The sequence below is a fragment of the Dialister hominis genome (assembly GCF_007164725.1).
GTDB classification, from domain to species: domain Bacteria; phylum Bacillota; class Negativicutes; order Veillonellales; family Dialisteraceae; genus Dialister; species Dialister hominis.
The window spans coordinates 1,845,585-1,863,810 of sequence record NZ_AP019697.1 but is presented as its reverse complement, the minus strand read 5'-3'; the positions used below and the strand labels follow the sequence as shown (position 1 = coordinate 1,863,810).

Genomic DNA, 18,226 nt, shown 5'->3' with positions numbered 1-18,226 from the left:
TGTTTGCCTTATTTACGCAGCAAGGCCTAAGTCGCGATACAAATGCATCACCCGGCCGTAGTATATTCGTAAAAACTTAGCCATTCCTGCTACTTTTGCTACTTTTTTATACTTTCCTTTTGCCTCTTTCTTCTTTATGAACCTATATACTGCATCATCTTTGGGGATTTTATGCATAACTAACAACATCATTACTTGATACAATACTTTCCGCAGCCGCGCAGGACCTTTCTTTACTATGTGATTCTGCGAGGCTCGGAATTTCCCTGATTCATGTATTGATGGGGTCAGGCCTGCAAAGCAGATCAGAGGATGCTTGTTTTTAAAGCGTCTCACATCTCCGATCTGGGCAATAAGCGCTACTCTGGTAACTCTTCCGACTCCGCCCATCTCGCCGACGAGTTCATATTCCGGCAGATCCTTGGCTATATCTTCCATTCGTGTTAAACTAGCCATAAGAGCCTCGTCGGCTTACCACATGATGGTTTCTCTAACAATTGGATTATTGGGGATGGAAGGGATACCATTCTTTGCTTGAGCGTAGATCGTCGCTGCTTTACTCTCATTGGAACGGTATCCTTTTTCTTTTGCCCATTCGCGATAAGATGAGACAAATTCTGCTTCCGATTTAGCAATAATATCCTCAATGTGGCAATACCTTTCCAGGAAATCCAGCAGTTTGCCTTTACCGCTGTTTATGTCGAATCCTCCAAAAAGATCGAAGATTCCTGGCATGGTCTGCTCCAATTGACTTTGCAGCTGGAGAAGGATGCGGCTTCTTTCCTCCGAAAAGTTAAGATAAGCATCGCAGAGTCTCTTCAAGAGGAAATACTTATCTCCATTAAGATCGAATTGCGGTAACTTTGCCCAATAAGCGATTCCATATCTGGCAATATTCGTGGAGTCGATGGAGTCTGTCTTTGTGTGTCTGAAGTTCTCTGCCTTATTAAAATTAGCAACCTTCAGAGCGTTGACGACAGATACAAAAATCCCATTCTGCTGCAAGAAATAGGCTATCGACAGGTGATAGACACCTGTTGATTCCATGACGACTTTTATCTCGTCATACTTTGCTTGTACCCGAATTTCATCGACCAGAGGCTGAAGTTCCTCTTTTGTGTGCTTAACATCAAAGGGCCTGCGGATGATCTTGTCGCCAGGCGCCATGAAACACACCGTACTTTTTCTCTTGGATACATCAATACCTACACAGATCATAAGTGACCTCCTATAAAAGATATTTGTAGTTGGTAGACGCTAATCCTTCACACACTTATTACCACTCAAACTAGTTTTTTTACACGAACACGGAGATAAACCTGCCTAACGCGAGCACACATAATAAGGGGAAGGCTGACCCTCTTCTCCACGTCCAGTAAACGGACCGGTGGGTCGCCGTCAAGCCATCTACTCCCCTAATTATATGCAATAAGTGCAGCGGATAGGAGCGACCTATCTACTACACTTCTATTGTACTAGGTGGCTCGTATACCAGTTGACAATAATGGTAATTGCACAAATGCCTAATAAGTTAGTGTACGAGACGGATGAGATGTAGTTCCTCAGCCGTCAGGCTGGTTTTATGGTTTTCAAAGGTGCAGTTTCTAAAAAGACCGGGCGGATAGGGCTGATTACCACGGACGAAGTCCGGTTGTATGATTTTTCCATTCGCTCTTTATTTGAGCAGACCAGCCCTTCTTATTTTTATCAGATTTTTGTTAGGACTGAATTTGTCTATTTCCTCGATAGATAAATTTCAGAGAAAAAGCGGCTGTGGCAGGATGATTGCGCATTTTGCCGCAGCTTATCTTTTTACTAGAAATAGAAATAGAAATGGAGTATATATGACGGAACTGGCAAGAGAATCCTGGAAGAAAGCGCTGTCCTTCCTTCTCGTCCTTGTGGCGGTCTTCATGATGGCGGGCTGCGGGAATACGCAGTCGCTTTCCTTCAAGACACCGGCTGGCGAGAAGCTGGAGGTCAAGCTCGACACGAAGGATGATTATTCGATGGAGTATACGAGCGATTCGCTCATCGTCCATCAGGCGAAGAAAGTCATGCTGACCTGCGCATTCCTCACGAAAGCACAGAAGGCGCAGCTCCTCGACCGTGTGAATGAGATGGGCGTAGCAGACATTTACAAGCAGGACGGCGAGACGTTCAGCTACGGCATGGCAGGACCGCAGGGACTGGTCAATTACTACATCGAGCCGATCGGAAATGACACGTACCTCTATGCCGCGACGTACCTGCCGTATGATGCGCTGACGGAAGCCGTTTCCCGTCTGCATTTCTCGGTGGCAAAATCATGAAGGTCATCGTGAGTGCCTGTCTCCTTGGCGTTCCCTGCCGCTACAAGGGAGGCGCGAATACGGATAAAGGCGTCATTTCCTTCGTAGCAGGGATGGACGTCATCCCCGTCTGCCCCGAAGTTGCTGCCGGCATGCCCATTCCGCGTCCGCCCGTGGAGATCCTACGCGGCCGTATCGTCCGGAAAGACGGGACGGATATGGATGAAATCTACAGAGCCGGCGCAAGAAAGATCATGAAAGAAATCGAGGGTGAAGACATTGCCTTTGCCATTCTGAAAGCAAGAAGCCCGACCTGCGGCGTGCATGAAGTCTATGACGGTACATTTTCCGGGACAAGGGTGCCCGGAGAAGGCGTCTTTGCCGCGATGCTGAAGGAGGCCGGAATCCCTGTCTATGATGAGGAAGATCTGGCAGCAGGACGGATTCCGATGGATATAGAAAGTGAGGAAAGAAATGCTGATCGGAGGAATTGAGGCCGGCGGGACGAAGATCGTCTGCGGAGCGGCAGAGGTAACGGAGGAAGGCATCCATATCCTGGACCGGATGCGCTTTGCGACAGGGCGCCCGGAAGAGGCAGTCAGGAAAGCGGCGGACTATTTCAAAGATTTCCCGATCAAAGCATTGGGCGTTGCCTGCTTCGGACCGCTGGATCTCCGGAAGGACTCTGCGACTTACGGCCATATCATGGCGACACCGAAGAAGGGCTGGGAGCATTTCGATCTTCTGGGACCTTTCGAAAAGGAAATCGGCGTGCCGGCCGTGCTCGATACGGACGTGAACGGCGCGGCGCTTGGTGAAGGCGCTTACGGCGCAGGAAAGGGGAAGTCCGTCGTCGCTTACATCACCGTCGGGACCGGCATCGGTGTCGGCCTTTCGATCGGCGGCAAGCCTCTCCACGGCCTCGTCCATCCCGAAGGCGGCCGGCCACATGCCTGTCGTCCGCGCGCCTGGAGATACGTATGAAGGCTGCTGCACCTTCCACAGGGATTCCTTCCTGCCTGCCGGATGCCTCGAAGGGTATGCCGCAGGGCCTGCCATCGAAAAACGATGGGGCGAGAAGGGGGAAAACCTGGGAAGCCGCAGCGAAGTCTGGGAGACGGAAGCGTTCTATCTCTCGCAGGGCGTATCACAGATCGCGCTTCTCTGCTCGCCGGATATCATCATCCTGGGAGGCGGCGTCATGCACCAGGCATCCCTCTTCCCGATGGTCAGGGAAAGGGTAAAGGACCAGATGCACGGCTACGTCCATGCACCGATCCTTGACGGAGACCTCTCGGACTACATCGTCCCGCCCGCTTTGGGAGACGATGCAGGACTTGCCGGTGCCTGCCGCATGGGCTATGATTGGCTGAAATCTTGAGGAATCGGAAATAAAAGGGAGGAAAGTTGAGCAAAATTCATTCTGCTGCGCTTTCCTCCTTTGCAATTTCCCTGAAAAACATATATACTATAGATAAATATAAATAATTCATAAAAATATTATTGCGGAACCATGTAAATAAATTCTATTTAGAGATATTTATTAATAGAAATGTTATAAACATTTAGTATATCTAATTCCTTAAATATTCTATAAGGAAGGGAACGGTACGTTTACCGGAAATGCGGAGGGGCTTTTTGTCCCGCTTTTTCCGCGTCTCCGAGGTTTTCTCGCGGATGGCGGATTCCCGCGGAAAGGGTATGCGAGGTGTATTGGCAGCGATAATAACCTATACAAGAACGATATAATTCGATATACTTATAAAGGCAAAAAGCTGTCATGGAACGGAAGAGTCCGGACATTATAAAGACGCGGCAAGGGAAGGCCGGCGTCAATTTCAGAAGAATAGGAAAGTGAAGAGCGATGGGAGAATTAACATATCCGGGCAACGGTATCCCGGATGCGTTCAGAAGTGTTCTGGACGAACTCCCGGGTGGTGTGCTTGTGTATCGGGGTACCCGGGAAAAGGAAATCCTTTATGCGAGCAAGGGCGTCATTCAGATGCTGGAGTGCAAAGATGCGCATGAATTTATCAATTACACTTTCGGCTCATTCCGTCATTTTGTGTATATCGATGATGTAGGCCGCGTGGAACGCGAGATCGACGAACAGATGCGTTCCAGCAAGGACCTCCATGATTACGTGAATTACAGAGTGAGAACCATCACGGGGAAAATTGTGTACGTGGAAAACTTCGGACGCAGGGTGAAACTGCCCGGCGAAGGAGATGTTTTCTGCGCCTTTGTCATGGACTCGCGTGTCAAGGATCTGACGAGGGACATTGATTCGCTGACGGGATTCCCCGGGCAGAAGCGATTCCTGGAACATGCGGGCAATGAACTCAAGCACCGCAGCTTCAATACAGAAGCGCCCGAGACGGCAATCCTCTATTTCAATATCAAGAATTTCAAAATGTTCAACGTGCAGTACGGCGGCAAGGAAGGCGACCAGCTGCTGCGTGATGTGGCGGATATACTGAAGGAAGTATTCCCGCATGATTACATCGCGCGTTTTGCTGACGACCATTTCGTCGTCCTGACCGATTATGTGGATCTGAAGCTGAGGGCCCGCGAGGTCTATCAGAAGCTTGTGAGCCTCAGAAGCGGCGTACGCCTCGATGCGAAATTCGGCGTGTACCATGTCACCGATTTCAATGTCAATCCGGAACTTGCCTGCGATCTGGCCAAGCTTGCCTGCGACAGCATCCGCGACCGCCTCGATGTCCATATCCTCGAATATACCGATGAAGTCTGGAACCTGTCCGAGCTCAGAAATTACGCTGTCTACCATATCGACGAAGCGCTGAAGAACGGATATATCAAGGTCTACTACCAGCCTGTCATGCGTTCCCTTTCCGGCACGCTCTGCGGCCTGGAGGCACTGGCCCGCTGGGAAGATCCTGAGAAGGGCTTCATTTCGACCGGCATCTTCATCCCGGCTCTCGAAGACAGCCGTCAAATCAGCAAGCTCGATATGTACATGATCGAGCATGTCTGCCAGAACTACAGGGAACGCGTCAACCGCGGAGAACCGGTTGTGCCCGTTTCCTTCAACCTTTCCCGCATCGACTTCTTCACCTGCGAAGTGCTCGAGGAACTGAACCGCATCACCGACAAGTACTGCGTCCCGCACTACATGCTGAATGTGGAAATTACTGAAAGCGTCTTCGTCCATGACTTCCGCAAGATCAGCGAAGAAATCGACAATTTCCATAAAGCAGGCTTCCAGGTCTGGATGGACGACTTCGGCAGCGGCTATTCCTCGCTGAATGTCCTCAAGGACTACAGCTTCGATGAACTGAAGATCGATATGGAATTCCTGGCGCACTTCACCGAAAAAGCGAAGAGCGTCATCGAAAGCACCGTCCGCATGGCCAAAAAAATCGGCGTGCAGACACTCGCTGAAGGCGTCGAGACGAAAGAACAGCTCAATTTCCTGAAGAGCATCGGATGCGAAAAAATCCAGGGCTACTACTTCGGAAAACCAATGCCCTACGATAACGTCGTAGAACGCATCAAAGAACAGCACTGGGTCACGGAAACAAGAGAAATGGCGCAGTACTATGATGCAGCAGGAAGAGAAGATTTCCTGACGAACTGCCCGTTTGCCCTTCTGGAAGACGACGGAACGAAATTCAGATACCTCTTCGTCAATAATGAATTCATGAAATCCCTCGCTACTGCCGGGACGACCTCTACGGACATGTCCGAGCATACGATCAACGACAATGCCTCGCCGCTGTCCCACCTTTTCAGGAATTTTGCCAATGAAATCGCGGAATCCGGGAAAGAGCAGGTCCTTACCTATACATCCAAGAACCAGTACATGCGCCTGCGCTGCAAGACCATCGCCTCCTGCGGAAATAAGCACATCCACAGGGCTGAACTTATCAACGTCACATTCAACAGCGACCAGCGCCAGCAGGACATGCTCGACGGCCTTGTCAGAAGTATCTACTACCTCTACAATACCGTTTTCATCATCAACTTCGACGAAAACTCCTGTAACCCGATCGTCGCCTCCGCCAGCTCCTGGGAATTCCTCCATCAGAAGACCTACGGCCTTGAAGAAGTCCGCCTGAGCTACGCAAGGCAGAACATCCACCCGGATGACCAGGAACGCTTCCTCGAATTCGTCCGTCTCGATAACATGGAACAGCGCATCGAAGACAGCCCCGAAGGCATGATTGCCGACTACTTCAGAACCAAAGGCGCCGACGGCAACTTCACCTGGGACGTCCACACCATCATCTCCATCCCGAAGACCAATGGCAAAGTATTCCTCTACACCGCGAAACTCTCGCCCCTGGACGACGAGACCCTCCGCAAACACGTCCTCAAGGAATACATCAAAGACGACAAACCAGAACTGAAAACAGCCGAAAACAAAGCAGAATAAAGAATAAAAAGAAGGACCGTGGTAAATGGGAAACCATTCATCACAGCCCTTTTTGCGTAGGGAAATGGGCGGTAGGGCCGGTGTATTTCCCTGAGCGCCGCTAATACTTGCCTTCCCAGACGGAGAAGAAGGGCCGTAGGCCGGTTTTGACCTTGCCCTGGAAGGGAAGGTGCCCGGCCTTAAATTCTTATGCCGGGCGGAAACAGCATTTCCTCAGCCGTAGGCTGGTTTTAGGGTTTCCCAAAGGTGCAGTTTCTAAAAAGGGCGGATAGGGTTGATTACCACGAGCGAAGCGAGGCTGTATGGTTTTCCATTTCCCCACCCATCCTTCTAATTCCCACATCGTTCCATGCAATCATGCGTTTTTGTCAAATCAAATTTGTGATTGGCTCTTTTTTTTCATATAATAGACGTATGCGCTCTAAGGCGGGATGCCTTAGACAACCGAAAGAGGATGCGGGAACATCTTTTTTTCGGAATTTCTTATGGTCAAAGCTCAGCGGATCTTCTGGAAATCCGTCTGAGAAGAAGGAATGTCGAAAGTATGAAAATGGGGTATAAAGGGACAGACCGGATGATCGCCGGGATTGTTTTTGGCGTGATTACGTTCTGGCTTTTCGCGCAGGCCATCGTGAATGTCGGACCTGCCGTGCAGGCGGATCTTGGGATTCCGCTGGATACGCTGAATATTGCGGTCAGCCTGACGGCTCTTTTCTCGGGCCTCTTCATCGTGGCTGCCGGAGGTCTGGCGGATAAGACCGGTAGGAAGAAGATTGCTTACCTGGGATTTGTCCTGAGCATCATCGGCTCTTCCTGCCTCGTCCTTTCGCAGGGCGCGGTGCTCCTCATCGCGGGCCGCATCATTCAGGGTTTGTCGGCCGCATGCATCATGCCTTCGACCATTGCCCTCATGAATGCCTATTTCGAAGGGAAAGCCCGCCAGAGAGCCCTGAGCTTCTGGTCTATCGGCTCCCGGGGAGGCGGCGGCATCGCATCCTTCGCGGGCGGCGCCATTGCATCCAGCTTCGGCTGGCGAGGCATCTTCGTCTTTTCCATCATTTTCGCTGCCCTTGGCATGATACTCCTCTGGGCGACGCCGGAAAGCAAAAGAGATTCCGACGAACCCTTCCATTTCGACTTTGCAGGCCTTTCCATTTTCATCGTGACCATGGTCGCACTGAATATATTCATCAACTTCGGCGCTGCTTTTGGCTGGACGAGCGGAAGGACACTCGGCCTTCTTGCCACCATCCTGATCGGATTTGCCGCATTTGTGAAAGTGGAAAGAAATAAACACAACGCACTCCTTGATTTCAAACTCTTCAGGAGCAAGCCCTATGCCGGTGCTGCCGCGTCGAACTTCCTTTTGAATGCCGTCGCAGGCACACTGATCGTCGCCAATACCTATGCGCAGGTAGGCCGCGGTTTCACCGCCTTCCAGTCCGGCATGCTCTCCCTCGGCTACCTCGTCGCCGTCCTTGCCATGATCCGCGTCGGAGAAAAGATCCTCCAGAGAGTCGGTGCCAGAAAACCGATGCAGTGGGGCGCCTCCATCACCACAGCAGGCATCGCCATGATGGGCCTGACCTTCCTCCCGGACCTCACCTATACCGTCGTCGTCTTCGTAGGCTTCTGCCTCTTCGGATTTGGCCTCGGCATCTACGCGACCCCGTCCACCGACACCTCCGTCTCCAATGCACCGTCCGACAAAGTCGGCCAGGCGGCCGGTGTCTATAAAATGGCCAGCTCCTTGGGAGGCGCCTTCGGCGTAGCCATCTCCGCCGCTGTCTACGGAGCCTTCGCCGAAAGCACAAACCTCGCCGCCGCTGCTACCGCCGGCATCCTCGTCAACGTAGCCTTCGGCCTCCTCGCCATCCTCGCTATCGTCACCCTGATTCCAAAAGGCATTGGAAGAGCAGAAGACGAAATGGAAAAAACAGAAATGGCAGTATCAGAATCGTATAACCAGTAAAAATGAGGGGCTGTAGAAATGTACAATCATTTCTGCAGCTCCCTTTTGTGTTGGGATATTTCATTAAAAGGTTATCTAACAACTGTATTTATTGGTTCTGCTTGAAAACCATAAAATTTCGCTTCGCTCGAGAACTACTGTATCCGTCAGCTACGCTGACACCTTGGTATGATTCAACAAGAAAGACAGAATAATATCATAAATATATTAGGGGGTCATTCTTATGCCATGTAAAACCAAAGCGTCCCCGGAGGAAATGTTAGACCAGATTGCTTCATATCTCTATCAAGGTGTTACGATTACCCAGGCAGCTGAAAATCTTCATATGAGCCGCATAACATTCAGAAAATGGGTTCTCCGGTATAAAGAGGAGGGCTTTAAGGGATTGCGGCCCAGGCAGCATTTGTCTTACTACTCCAATCAGATGAAGATCCAGGCCGTAAAGGAATATCTTAAAGGCGGCGTTTCCATGCTTTCCGTCTGTGCCAAATACAGAATTTCCGGCACTCTCTCCCTTAAAACATGGATTGAGGCGTATAATGAGCATAAGTTGACAGACCTCGTTTCTGAAGGAGGAGATCTTATGGGCAAACGCCAGCAATCGGTCAAGGAAGAGCGAGTCAGAATCGTTCAGGAGTGCATCGCCAGTGGATGCGATTACAACAAGATAGCCAAGAAGTACAACATGTCCTACCAAACACTCTACACATGGGTAAAAAAGTTCAAGGAGATGGGAGAAGTTGGTCTTGAGGATTACAGAGGAAAGCCAATCAGGCTCCAAACGCCCCGGACCGAAGAAGAACGGCTGCGTCAGGAGAATGCCAGACTTCTTGAAGAGAAGAAGGATCTTATAGCAGAGATTGCCCTGCTAAAAAAAAAGATGGAGATAGAGGAAAGGTTGCGTTCCTCGAAGGATTCAGCCTTACTCACCTTCTCAGAGATTTTAAAGCCATAAAAGAAGTCCATGAAGAAACCAACATCTCCATAGAAAGTCTCTGCCGACTCTCAAAGGTCTCCAGGGCAGCTTATTACGGCTGGCTGAATCATATTAAGAGCGGCCGTGAACTGCTGAGAGAAAAGGTCGCACAGGAGGTCGTGAAAATCCATCAGGAATATCCGGATATGGGATACCGCCGGATGAACGATTGGATCAAGAAGTATAGCGAGAGCCACCTTATGGTAAGTGACAGTCTGGTTCTTCGTGTCAGGCGGATACTTAATATTAAGTCCGTGATCAAATACAAGACCGATGGCTGCACTCGTAACGCAAAGGATCCAAAGTACATTTTTGAAAACCTGCTGAACCGTGATTTCGATGCAGGCGTATCCAATGCAAGATGGATGACGGATGTCACCGAATTCAAATACACAACGGCTGATGGAGTTTTGCATAAGTTATATTTAAGCGCCATTATTGATGGCCATAACCGTCGGATTGTCTCTTATGTCATCGGCGACAGAAACAATACTGCACTGGCTTTTGAGACAATGGAAAAGGCGCTTAAAGAGAATCCAGGAGCACATCCAATGATTCATACTGACCGCGGATTCCAGTATACAAGCAACGGATTCCATAAGATCGTTGAAAAAGCAGGACTGGTTCACAGCATGTCCCGCGTAGGCTACTGTGCAGACAACGGTCTGATGGAAGGGTTCTGGGGAATGCTGAAGCGCGAACGTTACTACACACGTAAATTCACCAGCCGCAAAGCAGTGGTAAGCATGATCAACGGCTACATCTACTTCTACAACAACAAACGCATTCAGCGCAAATTACATCTTTTAGCCCCAATGGAAGTATTCAACGCAGCTCCAATGGCTGCATGATTAAGATTAAGGTACGATTAGATTTTTTATGATATTTATTTGTCTGTATTAACAAATCCGCACCACCTTCTCCTTCGGAGCAAGGTTAACACCCTTAAACCTCGCTTCGCTCGAGAAAAGGAAAAAGCAGCGTTTTAGCGGATTTTGGCACAGCCTCTTCTTATTACAATCTTTTATCTGTCTCTTGTACGGCAGAGGCCTCTGTCGCAGTTTCTCAGGAAGTAGAGCAGGTGCTCGATTTCCGGGGTGGAGGGGAGTTCCTGTTCCATTTCTTCTATGGCTTCGTTGAGTTTCAAGCCCGAGCGGAAGAGGAGGCGGTAGGCTTCCTTGAGGGCGCTCTTGACGTCGGCAGAGATGTTGTTTCTTGCGATGCCTACGCTGTTCAAGCCTACGACTCTGGCGGGGTTGCCGTCGGCGATGACGAAGGGGCATACGTCCTGAACGATCTTGGACATGCCGCCTACCATGGCGAGGGCTCCTACTTTGACGAACTGGTGGACGCCGCTCATGGCGCCGATGACGGCATGGTCTTCGACGGTGACGTGGCCTGCTACGCCTGAGAAGCTGGATACGACGATGTAATCGCCGAAGCAGCTGTTGTGGGCTACGTGGGTGTATGCCTGAAGCATATTGTGGGATCCGATGCGGGTCTCGCAGTTTTCGCCGGTCGCGCGGTGGATGGTGGCGAATTCTCTGATTTCATTTTCGTCCCCGATGACGACGGTGCTGTATTCACCTTTGAATTTCAGGTCCTGCGGCGCTTCTCCGATGACGGCGTGCGGAAAGATGTGATTGTTTTTGCCCATGCGCACGTTTTCCGCAATGACTGCATGGGATTCGATGATGCTGCCTTCTCCGATTTCACACCCTGGGCCGATGACGGCGTACGGTCCGATTTTCACGTTGTGATGCAGAATTGCCGTCGGGGCGATGATGGCCGTCGGATGAATGTCCGGCTCTATTGGTCTGATAGCTTTAAGTTCCATGATCCATTCCCCATTTCATTAGTAACGTTAAAAATTGACTGTCGGACACTTTCTTATATTATAGACCTGTTTGTCAAATAATTCTGCAATTGTGATAAATTCTCATCATATCATAATAGATGCGATATGAAATCGTGAAAATTTTTACAGATTCGAGACGGTCAGTTTTTTGACGTTCAATGGCGGGTCGGAAATAGCGGGTATTCCGGGCACGAAAAAACCTCCCGGTCGAAAGGGGACGACGGGAGGTTTCTGTATTATCTGTCTCTTGTACGGCAGAGGCCGCGGTCACAGTTCCTGAGGAACCGGAGAAGATGTTCGATTTCCGGAGTGGACGGGAGTTCCTGTTCCATTTCCTGGATAGCATCGTTGAGTTTCAAGCCCGAGCGGAAAATGAGGCGGTATGCTTTTTTGAGCGCGCTCTTGGATTCGGCCGGGATCTTGTTTCTGGCAATGCCGACTGCGTTGAGTCCTACGACTCTGGCAGGGTTGCCGTCAGCGATGACAAAGGGGCATACGTCCTGAACGATCTTGGACATACCGCCGATCATGGCAAAAGCACCAATCTTGACGAACTGGTGGACGCCGCTCATGGCGCCGATGACAGCATGGTCTTCGACAGTGACGTGGCCGGCAACGCCGGAGAAGCTGGATACGACGATGTAATCGCCGAAGTTGCTGTTGTGGGCTACGTGGGTGTATGCCTGAAGCATGTTGTGAGAACCGATGCGGGTTTCGCAGTTTTCACCGGTTGCACGGTGGATGGTAGCGAATTCGTGGATGTCGTTTTCATCTCCGATGACGACGGTGCTGTACTCGCCTGCATACTTGAGGTCCTGCGGTGATTCTCCGATGACGGCGTGCGGGAAGATGTGGTTCTTCTTGCCCATGCGGACGTTTTCCGCGATGACGGCGTGAGATTCAATGATGGTGCCTTCTCCGATTTCGCATCTCGGACCGATGACTACGTATGGTCCGATGGTGACGTTTTTATGAATGATAGCGGTAGGATTGATGATGGCAGTCGGATGAATCGCCGGATCTATCGGTTTGATCACTTTTAATTCCATGTTCTTATATTTCCCCTTTGTTTTACGGGCGGCCGGGCAGCGGAGCCGGGCGGGTCCCTGAATGATTGTCCATGATTTTGAAATCGGCTGTTTCCTGCTGCGGGGAAGCGGCCTGGACGGTCTTGCTTATTGGTGAGTCTTATTTCTTAGATTTGTTCTGATCCATCAGGTAGAAGATGAAGTCAGCATCTGCTTTGCGGACGCCGTCTACGGTGCCTTCGCAGTGGACTTTGCCCATGCGGCCCTTGATCTTTTCAATGACAGCTTTGGTGACGAGAACGTCTCCCGGTACGACCGGGGAACGGAAGTGGACGCGTTCCATGCCTGTGAACATGGGGATGAGTCCTCTGTTTTCTTCCGGATACTGAAGGGCAACGCCGCCTACCTGAGCCATAGCTTCGCAGATGAGGGCGCCCGGCATGATCGGACGGCCCGGGAAGTGGCCCTGGAAGAACGGTTCATTCATGGTGACGGATTTCTGCCCGATCGCATAGTCCATCGGTACCATTTCCGTGATCTTGTCGACGAGAAGCATCGGATAGCGGTGCGGCAGGATTTCCATGATTTCTTCAACGTTCAGATGTAACTTTTCCTGTGTTTCTTCCATAATAATTTCCTCCTTGAAATGTGGGTGGTGCGTACGGATTTATTCCTTTATTCCTTGAGGTCTTTTTTCAAAGCCTGAAGTTTCTCAGAAAGTTCGGCGTTCAGCTTATGGCTGCCGAGGACGGCGATGATGTGCGCATGAAGCGGGCCGACGAGGGAAATGTCTCCCAGGATGTCGAGTATCTTATGACGGACAAGTTCGTCGGGGAAGCGCAGCTGAGAGAGGCATTCGGTCTCGGAGTAAACGACGGCGTTTTCCAGTGTGCCGCCTTTGCCAAGGCCCATCTTTCTCATGGCTTCGAGTTCCCATGTGAATCCGATCGTTCTTGCCGGCGCGATTTCTTTCATATAGGAGTCGTGGTCAATCACGACGTCTCTCATCTGTGTGCCCAGAAGGGGATGCGGATTGATCGAGGTGAATGTGATGCGGAGCCCGTCATAGGGAAGGGCTGTGATGAATTTGTTGTCTTCGTAGACAGCAGCGCTTGTATCGAGTGTCAGGATCGGGATCATCTCATCCTGTGTTTCAATGCCTGCTTCTTGAACCATGTCGCAGAAGGTTTTCGCAGAGCCGTCGCCTACGGGCGGTTCAGGTGAATCCATTTCGATCACGCAGTTGTCGATCTGGAGTGCGTAGAGCGCGGAGAGGACATGTTCGACGGTGAAGACCTTTGCTTCGCCTTTTTCCAGTGTCGTTGCGCGCAGCGTATTGGTGATGTACCGGGACTGTGCCGGCACTTCCGGTCCTCCGGGCAGGTCGCTTCGCTTGAAAATGATTCCTGCCCCCGGAGCGGCGGGATGCATGGTCATGGTGACAGGCATGCCGGAGTGGAGACCCAGGCCCTTGTACGTGACATCTTTCCCGATGGTGTGCTGATTTCTTTTCACAATTTGCTCCCTTTACATTAAATTCCGTTTTACAATTATTTCATTATACCTTGTTTTGTATTTCAGTACAAGTTAAAAGGGCGTAGAAATTAGACAGAGACGGGAGTTTGCCCACTTTGATATAGATGAATTTCGAAGTAAGGCGCGCATGAAATTTTGAGGAAACTGCAATCGTTTCGCATTTGACCAAGTTGCCTTTCGTGCTATAATCATATTGAGAAAGGTTTTCACTCGATTTGTTCTTAATTTTCGTTCCAAAAGATACTAGGGGAGGCATCTATGAACAATATATTTGTAGGACTCATCATCGCTGTCATTGCAGGCTGGTTCGGATACTGCCTGTACCGCATGTGGCGCGGTGCAAGAGGCGCTGACTGCGCAAGCTGCGCACTTGGCGGCGATTTCGATTACGGCACTTATGGCAGGGAAGCCGTTCCCGAAAAGCCTATGGAAGTCGTGACACCGGCAGGACATCATATCATCGTCGATGAAGAAGCAGCAAGAAGACGCAGGGAACGAATCCGCAAGATGATGGAAGAAAAATAGTTTTATGGCAGTTTTGACCTTGCCCTGGAAGGGAAGGTGCCCGACCTCAAATTCTGATGTCGGGCGGATGAGTTGCATTTCCTCAGCCGAAGGCTGGTTGTATGGTTTTCTGTCTTCAGCTAATCCCAAGATACTTGCGGGTATCCTCTAGTCAAATAAACCGTCACGAAAGGCGGCTGTGACGAAATGATTTTACATTTCCACAGCCGCTTTCTTTATACATTCATATCTGTCATGTTTTCTCTGTTCTATGAAATGTTATAATAAAAAGTACGGGAAATCCCCGCGTTACAGAGCCGCTCTCTTTCCTTCCGGCCATGCGCCTGAAGTCTGCGGTCTTTTTCAAAAAAAGAATGGAGAAATCTTATGCTTACTAAGGAATTACAGAAGAAACAAGACGATCTGGAAGCATACCTGAAGGAGCTCGGCAGCGTCATGCTGGCGTTCTCCGGCGGCGTGGATTCCACATACCTTATGCATGAAGCTCATAAAGTCCTCGGCGACAAAGCCATGGCTGTCACGATGAATCTCGCATCCGTTCCTGAAAGGGAAGTGGCTGACGCGATGGAATACTGCACGAAGGAAGGCATCCGCCAGAAGGTCATCAGGATGGACCAGTTCGCCATCGAAGGCTTCGCTGAAAATCCGACGAACCGCTGCTATCTCTGCAAGCACTTCCTTTTCAGCACGCTGCAGCAGATTGCCAAAGAAGAAGGCTTCGCTTACGTCATCGACGGGACAAATATGAACGATGCATCGCAGTACAGGCCTGGTCTCACAGCGCTTTCAGAGCTCGGCATCAAGAGCCCGCTCCGTCATGCCGGACTTTACAAGGCAGACATCCGTGCCCTTTCCAAAGAAGCCGGCCTTGCCACATGGAGCAAGCCGTCCTTTGCCTGCATGGCGACACGTTTCGTTTACAACGAAGGCATCACGGCCAAGAAGCTTGCGATGGTCGAAGCAGCAGAGAATTTCCTTTTCTCCAAAGGCTTCACACAGCTCCGCGTCCGCGTGCATGAAGGAAATCTGGCGCGTATCGAAGTGCTCCCGGGAGAACTCTTCAAGCTCTTCAAGCTGCACGATGAAGTCTCCCGCGTATTCAAAGCGATCGGCTTCACGTATGTGACGATGGATCTTCTGGGCTACCGTATGGGAAGCATGGATGAAGTATTGAGCAAGGATCAGTTGGAAATGTAAGAAAGCGGTGAGACGATGGATGTCAGGGAAATACTCGAAGAAGTGAAGAAGGGGACGATGGATACGGCAGCGGCCGAAGAGCTGCTCCGCGCCAACCCTGCTTCGCGTTCGTATGAGGAAATGGGATATGCAAAGCTCGACACGGACAGAAGAGAAAGGTCCGGCTTTGCCGAGGTCGTATACTGCCAGGGAAAGTCCGACAAGTTCATAGCAGACATTTTCCAGAAGCTCTATGAGCTGGACGGGGAAGTCTTCGGGACGCGTGCTTCTTCCCACCAGTATGAACTCGTGAAAGAGAGGATCCCCGACATTTCCTATGACCCCGTCTCCCATATCCTGAAGAAGGAAAAAGAAGGAAAGAAACGCATCGGCTGCGTCGCGGTCTGCACAGGCGGCACGGCGGACATTTCCGTCGCCGAAGAAGCGGCCCAGACGGCTGAATACTTCGGCACGCATGTCGAGCGCATTTACGACGTGGGCGTGAGCGGCATCCACAGGATCCTTTCCAAGGAAACCCTGGTCAGGAGCGCGAACTGCGTCGTCGCCGTCGCCGGGATGGAAGGGGCTCTTGCTTCTGTCATCGGAGGCCTCGTGAAGAATCCCGTCATCGCCGTTCCGACATCGGTCGGCTATGGCGCCAGCTTCCACGGCCTTTCGGCGCTTCTGACGATGATCAATTCCTGCGCGAACGGCATCGTCACAGTCAATATTGATAATGGATTTGGTGCCGGCTACGTGGCGACCCAAATTAACAGGCTTGCAGAAAGGGGAAAAAGCAGTGAGTAAAAAATTATATCTGGAAACCGGTTCCGGCATCAGCGGAGATATGTTCGTTGCTGCCATGCTTGATTTGGGCGCTGACCAGAAAGCACTGGAAGCAGCACTCGCTTCCCTTCCGGTGAAGGGCTTCAAGACAGAAATCTCCCGCGTACAGAAATCCGGCATCAACTGTTGCGACTTCAATGTCATCCTCGATGCAGAACATGAAAACCACGACCATGACATGGCATACCTCTACGGCCCTGATCCGGTCGTTTCTTCCGATGTCCCGGAAGAACATCATCACCATCACGACGAAGAAGGCGAACAACATCATCATCATGACGAAGAAGGCGAACATCATCATCATTATGACGAAGAAGGCGAACATCATCATCATCATGACGAAGAAGGCGAACATCATTGCCACTGCCATGAAGACGGCGAACATCATCATCACCATGACGAAGAAGGCGAGCACCACTGCCACTGCCATGAAGACGGTGAAGAACATCATCATCACCACCATCATGATGAGGAAGAACACCATTGCCCGCACTTCCATGGCGAGGAAGGACACCATCATCATCACCATGATGAAGAACATCACTGCCCGCATTTCCATGGCGAAGAGGGCCATTATCATGATCATGACCACGTTCATGGCCATCACCACCATCATGAACACCGCAATCTGGCGGATGTCATGGCGGTCATTGACGGCGCTTCCATGACGGATCATGCCCGTGAAATCGCAAAGAAGATTTTCATGCTCATTGCGGAAGCAGAAGCGAAAGCACACAACCTTCCGATCGATGAGGTCCACTTCCACGAAGTCGGCGCTGCCGATTCCATCGTGGATATCATTTCCGCTGCCGTCTGCTTCGACAGCCTTGGCATTTCCGAAGTCATCGTGCCAAAGCTTTCCGAAGGCACAGGCACTGTCCGCTGCCAGCATGGCCGCCTGCCCGTACCGGTGCCAGCTACGCTGAACATCGTGACTGCCTGCGGCATGCCGCTTGAAATCATGGATGCCACAGGGGAATTCGTCACCCCGACTGGTGCTGCGATTGCATGCGCACTGGCTACATCCCACACGCTTCCGTCCCTTTTCCGCATCGAACGCATCGGCCTTGGCGCAGGCAAACGCGCTTACACCGAAAGAGCCGGCATTCTCCGCGCACTCCTCGTTTCCGACAATCAGGGAGAAGGAGAAAGAGACGAAGTCCTGAAGATTGAAACCGACATCGACGACTGCTCGGGCGAAGTCCTGGGCTACACCCTTGAAAAGCTGATGCAGGCAGGGGCGCTCGACGTCCACTATGCGCCGGTATTCATGAAGAAGAACCGTCCTGCATGGGAACTGACCGTTATCTGCAAGAAGGAAATCCGTGAAACACTGGAAGACATCATTTTTCGCGAAACGACGACCATCGGCGTCCGCGAATTTCCAAGCGTCATGCGCGTCATCCTGAAGCGCGAAGAAAGGGAAGTCGAAACACCTTTCGGGCAGGCACTTGTGAAGCAGGTCACATTTTCCGATACCGTCCGCAACTATCCGGAATACGAATCCGTGAAAGCACTGGCGGAAGAAAATGAAGCGTCCTTCCATGAAGTATTTGAAGCTGTCCGCAAAGCGGCAGAAGAATTAGATTGATTACGAAAGAGCGGCGGGATTGGCAGCC

18 protein-coding genes are annotated in these 18,226 nt (G+C 50.9%); 12 read left to right on the top strand and 6 right to left on the bottom strand.

Annotated elements, in window-relative coordinates:
* Nucleotides 1-12: 12 nt before the first annotated feature.
* Entirely contained in the window at nt 13-456 is a 444-nt protein-coding gene (locus tag Dia5BBH33_RS08625; protein ID WP_143332794.1) for a transposase, read from the bottom strand.
* A gap of 15 nt (nt 457-471) precedes the next feature.
* Nucleotides 472-1,218, bottom strand: a complete 747-nt coding sequence (locus tag Dia5BBH33_RS08620; protein WP_143332793.1) for an IS110 family transposase — start codon at nt 1,216-1,218, stop codon at nt 472-474.
* A gap of 626 nt (nt 1,219-1,844) precedes the next feature.
* On the opposite strand from Dia5BBH33_RS08620, the gene Dia5BBH33_RS08615 reads away from it, so the two are divergent.
* The 8 genes from Dia5BBH33_RS08615 (at nt 1,845) to Dia5BBH33_RS08585 (ending at nt 10,489) form a co-directional block, all read left to right on the top strand.
* A complete protein-coding gene (locus tag Dia5BBH33_RS08615; RefSeq protein WP_143332792.1) occupies nt 1,845-2,312 on the top strand; it encodes a hypothetical protein in 468 nt (155 codons plus the stop codon).
* Nucleotides 2,309-2,785 (top strand): DUF523 domain-containing protein, encoded by a 477-nt coding sequence (locus Dia5BBH33_RS08610; protein ID WP_108850546.1) that lies wholly within the window; start codon nt 2,309-2,311, stop codon nt 2,783-2,785. Before Dia5BBH33_RS08615 ends, Dia5BBH33_RS08610 begins: the two co-directional genes overlap by 4 nt.
* Nucleotides 2,766-3,275, top strand: a complete 510-nt coding sequence (locus Dia5BBH33_RS11315) for an ROK family protein (RefSeq protein WP_232518039.1) — start codon at nt 2,766-2,768, stop codon at nt 3,273-3,275. The genes Dia5BBH33_RS08610 and Dia5BBH33_RS11315 overlap by 20 nt, the downstream gene beginning before the upstream one ends.
* Entirely contained in the window at nt 3,241-3,672 is a 432-nt protein-coding gene (locus tag Dia5BBH33_RS11310; RefSeq protein ID WP_232518038.1) for an ROK family protein, read from the top strand. Before Dia5BBH33_RS11315 ends, Dia5BBH33_RS11310 begins: the two co-directional genes overlap by 35 nt.
* Nucleotides 3,673-4,155: 483 nt before the next feature.
* On the top strand, nt 4,156-6,690 hold the full coding sequence (locus Dia5BBH33_RS08600; RefSeq protein WP_143332791.1) for an EAL domain-containing protein: 2,535 nt from the start codon (nt 4,156-4,158) through the stop codon (nt 6,688-6,690).
* Between the two features lie 544 nt (nt 6,691-7,234).
* Entirely contained in the window at nt 7,235-8,662 is a 1,428-nt protein-coding gene (locus Dia5BBH33_RS08595) for an MFS transporter (RefSeq protein WP_143332790.1), read from the top strand.
* Nucleotides 8,663-8,918: 256 nt separating this feature from the next.
* Entirely contained in the window at nt 8,919-9,617 is a 699-nt protein-coding gene (locus tag Dia5BBH33_RS08590; RefSeq protein ID WP_162297576.1) for a helix-turn-helix domain-containing protein, read from the top strand.
* Complete coding sequence (locus Dia5BBH33_RS08585) at nt 9,614-10,489, top strand: IS3 family transposase (protein WP_143332789.1); 876 nt, start codon at nt 9,614-9,616, stop codon at nt 10,487-10,489. The genes Dia5BBH33_RS08590 and Dia5BBH33_RS08585 overlap by 4 nt, the downstream gene beginning before the upstream one ends.
* 173 nt (nt 10,490-10,662) lie before the next feature.
* Here Dia5BBH33_RS08585 and lpxA (Dia5BBH33_RS08580) read toward each other — a convergent pair whose 3' ends face one another.
* The 4 genes from lpxA (Dia5BBH33_RS08580) to lpxC form a co-directional block, all read right to left on the bottom strand.
* The gene (gene lpxA, locus Dia5BBH33_RS08580) at nt 10,663-11,475 is read right to left on the bottom strand and encodes an acyl-ACP--UDP-N-acetylglucosamine O-acyltransferase (protein WP_143332788.1); all 813 of its coding nucleotides are present in this window, start codon (nt 11,473-11,475) and stop codon (nt 10,663-10,665) included.
* 257 nt (nt 11,476-11,732) lie between these two features.
* Entirely contained in the window at nt 11,733-12,545 is an 813-nt protein-coding gene (gene lpxA / locus Dia5BBH33_RS08575) for an acyl-ACP--UDP-N-acetylglucosamine O-acyltransferase (RefSeq protein WP_108850553.1), read from the bottom strand.
* 139 nt (nt 12,546-12,684) lie between these two features.
* Nucleotides 12,685-13,152, bottom strand: coding sequence for a 3-hydroxyacyl-ACP dehydratase FabZ (gene fabZ, locus Dia5BBH33_RS08570; protein ID WP_108850554.1), 468 nt, complete (start codon nt 13,150-13,152; stop codon nt 12,685-12,687).
* Nucleotides 13,153-13,199: 47 nt separating this feature from the next.
* Nucleotides 13,200-14,039 (bottom strand): UDP-3-O-acyl-N-acetylglucosamine deacetylase, encoded by an 840-nt coding sequence (gene lpxC / locus Dia5BBH33_RS08565; RefSeq protein WP_143332787.1) that lies wholly within the window; start codon nt 14,037-14,039, stop codon nt 13,200-13,202.
* Nucleotides 14,040-14,318: 279 nt separating this feature from the next.
* Between lpxC and Dia5BBH33_RS08560 the strand changes: the two genes are divergently transcribed.
* The 4 genes from Dia5BBH33_RS08560 to larC all read left to right on the top strand — a co-directional run bounded on the left by Dia5BBH33_RS08560 (nt 14,319) and on the right by larC (nt 18,198).
* Nucleotides 14,319-14,585: a FeoB-associated Cys-rich membrane protein gene (locus tag Dia5BBH33_RS08560; RefSeq protein WP_143332786.1), complete on the top strand. Its 267-nt coding sequence runs from the start codon at nt 14,319-14,321 to the stop codon at nt 14,583-14,585.
* Between the two features lie 366 nt (nt 14,586-14,951).
* Nucleotides 14,952-15,782 (top strand): ATP-dependent sacrificial sulfur transferase LarE, encoded by an 831-nt coding sequence (gene larE, locus Dia5BBH33_RS08555; RefSeq protein ID WP_143332785.1) that lies wholly within the window; start codon nt 14,952-14,954, stop codon nt 15,780-15,782.
* A 15-nt stretch (nt 15,783-15,797) separates the two neighbouring features.
* Nucleotides 15,798-16,568, top strand: coding sequence for a nickel pincer cofactor biosynthesis protein LarB (larB, locus tag Dia5BBH33_RS08550; RefSeq protein WP_143332784.1), 771 nt, complete (start codon nt 15,798-15,800; stop codon nt 16,566-16,568).
* Nucleotides 16,561-18,198, top strand: coding sequence for a nickel pincer cofactor biosynthesis protein LarC (gene larC / locus Dia5BBH33_RS08545; RefSeq protein WP_143332783.1), 1,638 nt, complete (start codon nt 16,561-16,563; stop codon nt 18,196-18,198). The genes larB and larC overlap by 8 nt, the downstream gene beginning before the upstream one ends.
* The last annotated feature ends 28 nt before the right edge of the window (nt 18,199-18,226 follow it).

Coding starts and splice junctions, on each gene's coding strand:
- fabZ (WP_108850554.1), bottom strand. CDS start 13,152: ATGGAAGAAACACAGGAAAAGTTACATCTGAACGTTGAAGAAATCATG.
- Dia5BBH33_RS11315 (WP_232518039.1), top strand. CDS start 2,766: ATGCTGATCGGAGGAATTGAGGCCGGCGGGACGAAGATCGTCTGCGGA.
- Dia5BBH33_RS08610 (WP_108850546.1), top strand. CDS start 2,309: ATGAAGGTCATCGTGAGTGCCTGTCTCCTTGGCGTTCCCTGCCGCTAC.
- Dia5BBH33_RS08595 (WP_143332790.1), top strand. CDS start 7,235: ATGAAAATGGGGTATAAAGGGACAGACCGGATGATCGCCGGGATTGTT.
- lpxA (WP_108850553.1), bottom strand. CDS start 12,545: ATGGAATTAAAAGTGATCAAACCGATAGATCCGGCGATTCATCCGACT.
- Dia5BBH33_RS08600 (WP_143332791.1), top strand. CDS start 4,156: ATGGGAGAATTAACATATCCGGGCAACGGTATCCCGGATGCGTTCAGA.
- larB (WP_143332784.1), top strand. CDS start 15,798: ATGGATGTCAGGGAAATACTCGAAGAAGTGAAGAAGGGGACGATGGAT.
- Dia5BBH33_RS11310 (WP_232518038.1), top strand. CDS start 3,241: ATGCCTGTCGTCCGCGCGCCTGGAGATACGTATGAAGGCTGCTGCACC.
- lpxA (WP_143332788.1), bottom strand. CDS start 11,475: ATGGAACTTAAAGCTATCAGACCAATAGAGCCGGACATTCATCCGACG.
- Dia5BBH33_RS08590 (WP_162297576.1), top strand. CDS start 8,919: ATGTTAGACCAGATTGCTTCATATCTCTATCAAGGTGTTACGATTACC.
- Dia5BBH33_RS08620 (WP_143332793.1), bottom strand. CDS start 1,218: ATGATCTGTGTAGGTATTGATGTATCCAAGAGAAAAAGTACGGTGTGT.
- Dia5BBH33_RS08625 (WP_143332794.1), bottom strand. CDS start 456: ATGGCTAGTTTAACACGAATGGAAGATATAGCCAAGGATCTGCCGGAA.
- larE (WP_143332785.1), top strand. CDS start 14,952: ATGCTTACTAAGGAATTACAGAAGAAACAAGACGATCTGGAAGCATAC.
- Dia5BBH33_RS08615 (WP_143332792.1), top strand. CDS start 1,845: ATGACGGAACTGGCAAGAGAATCCTGGAAGAAAGCGCTGTCCTTCCTT.
- Dia5BBH33_RS08560 (WP_143332786.1), top strand. CDS start 14,319: ATGAACAATATATTTGTAGGACTCATCATCGCTGTCATTGCAGGCTGG.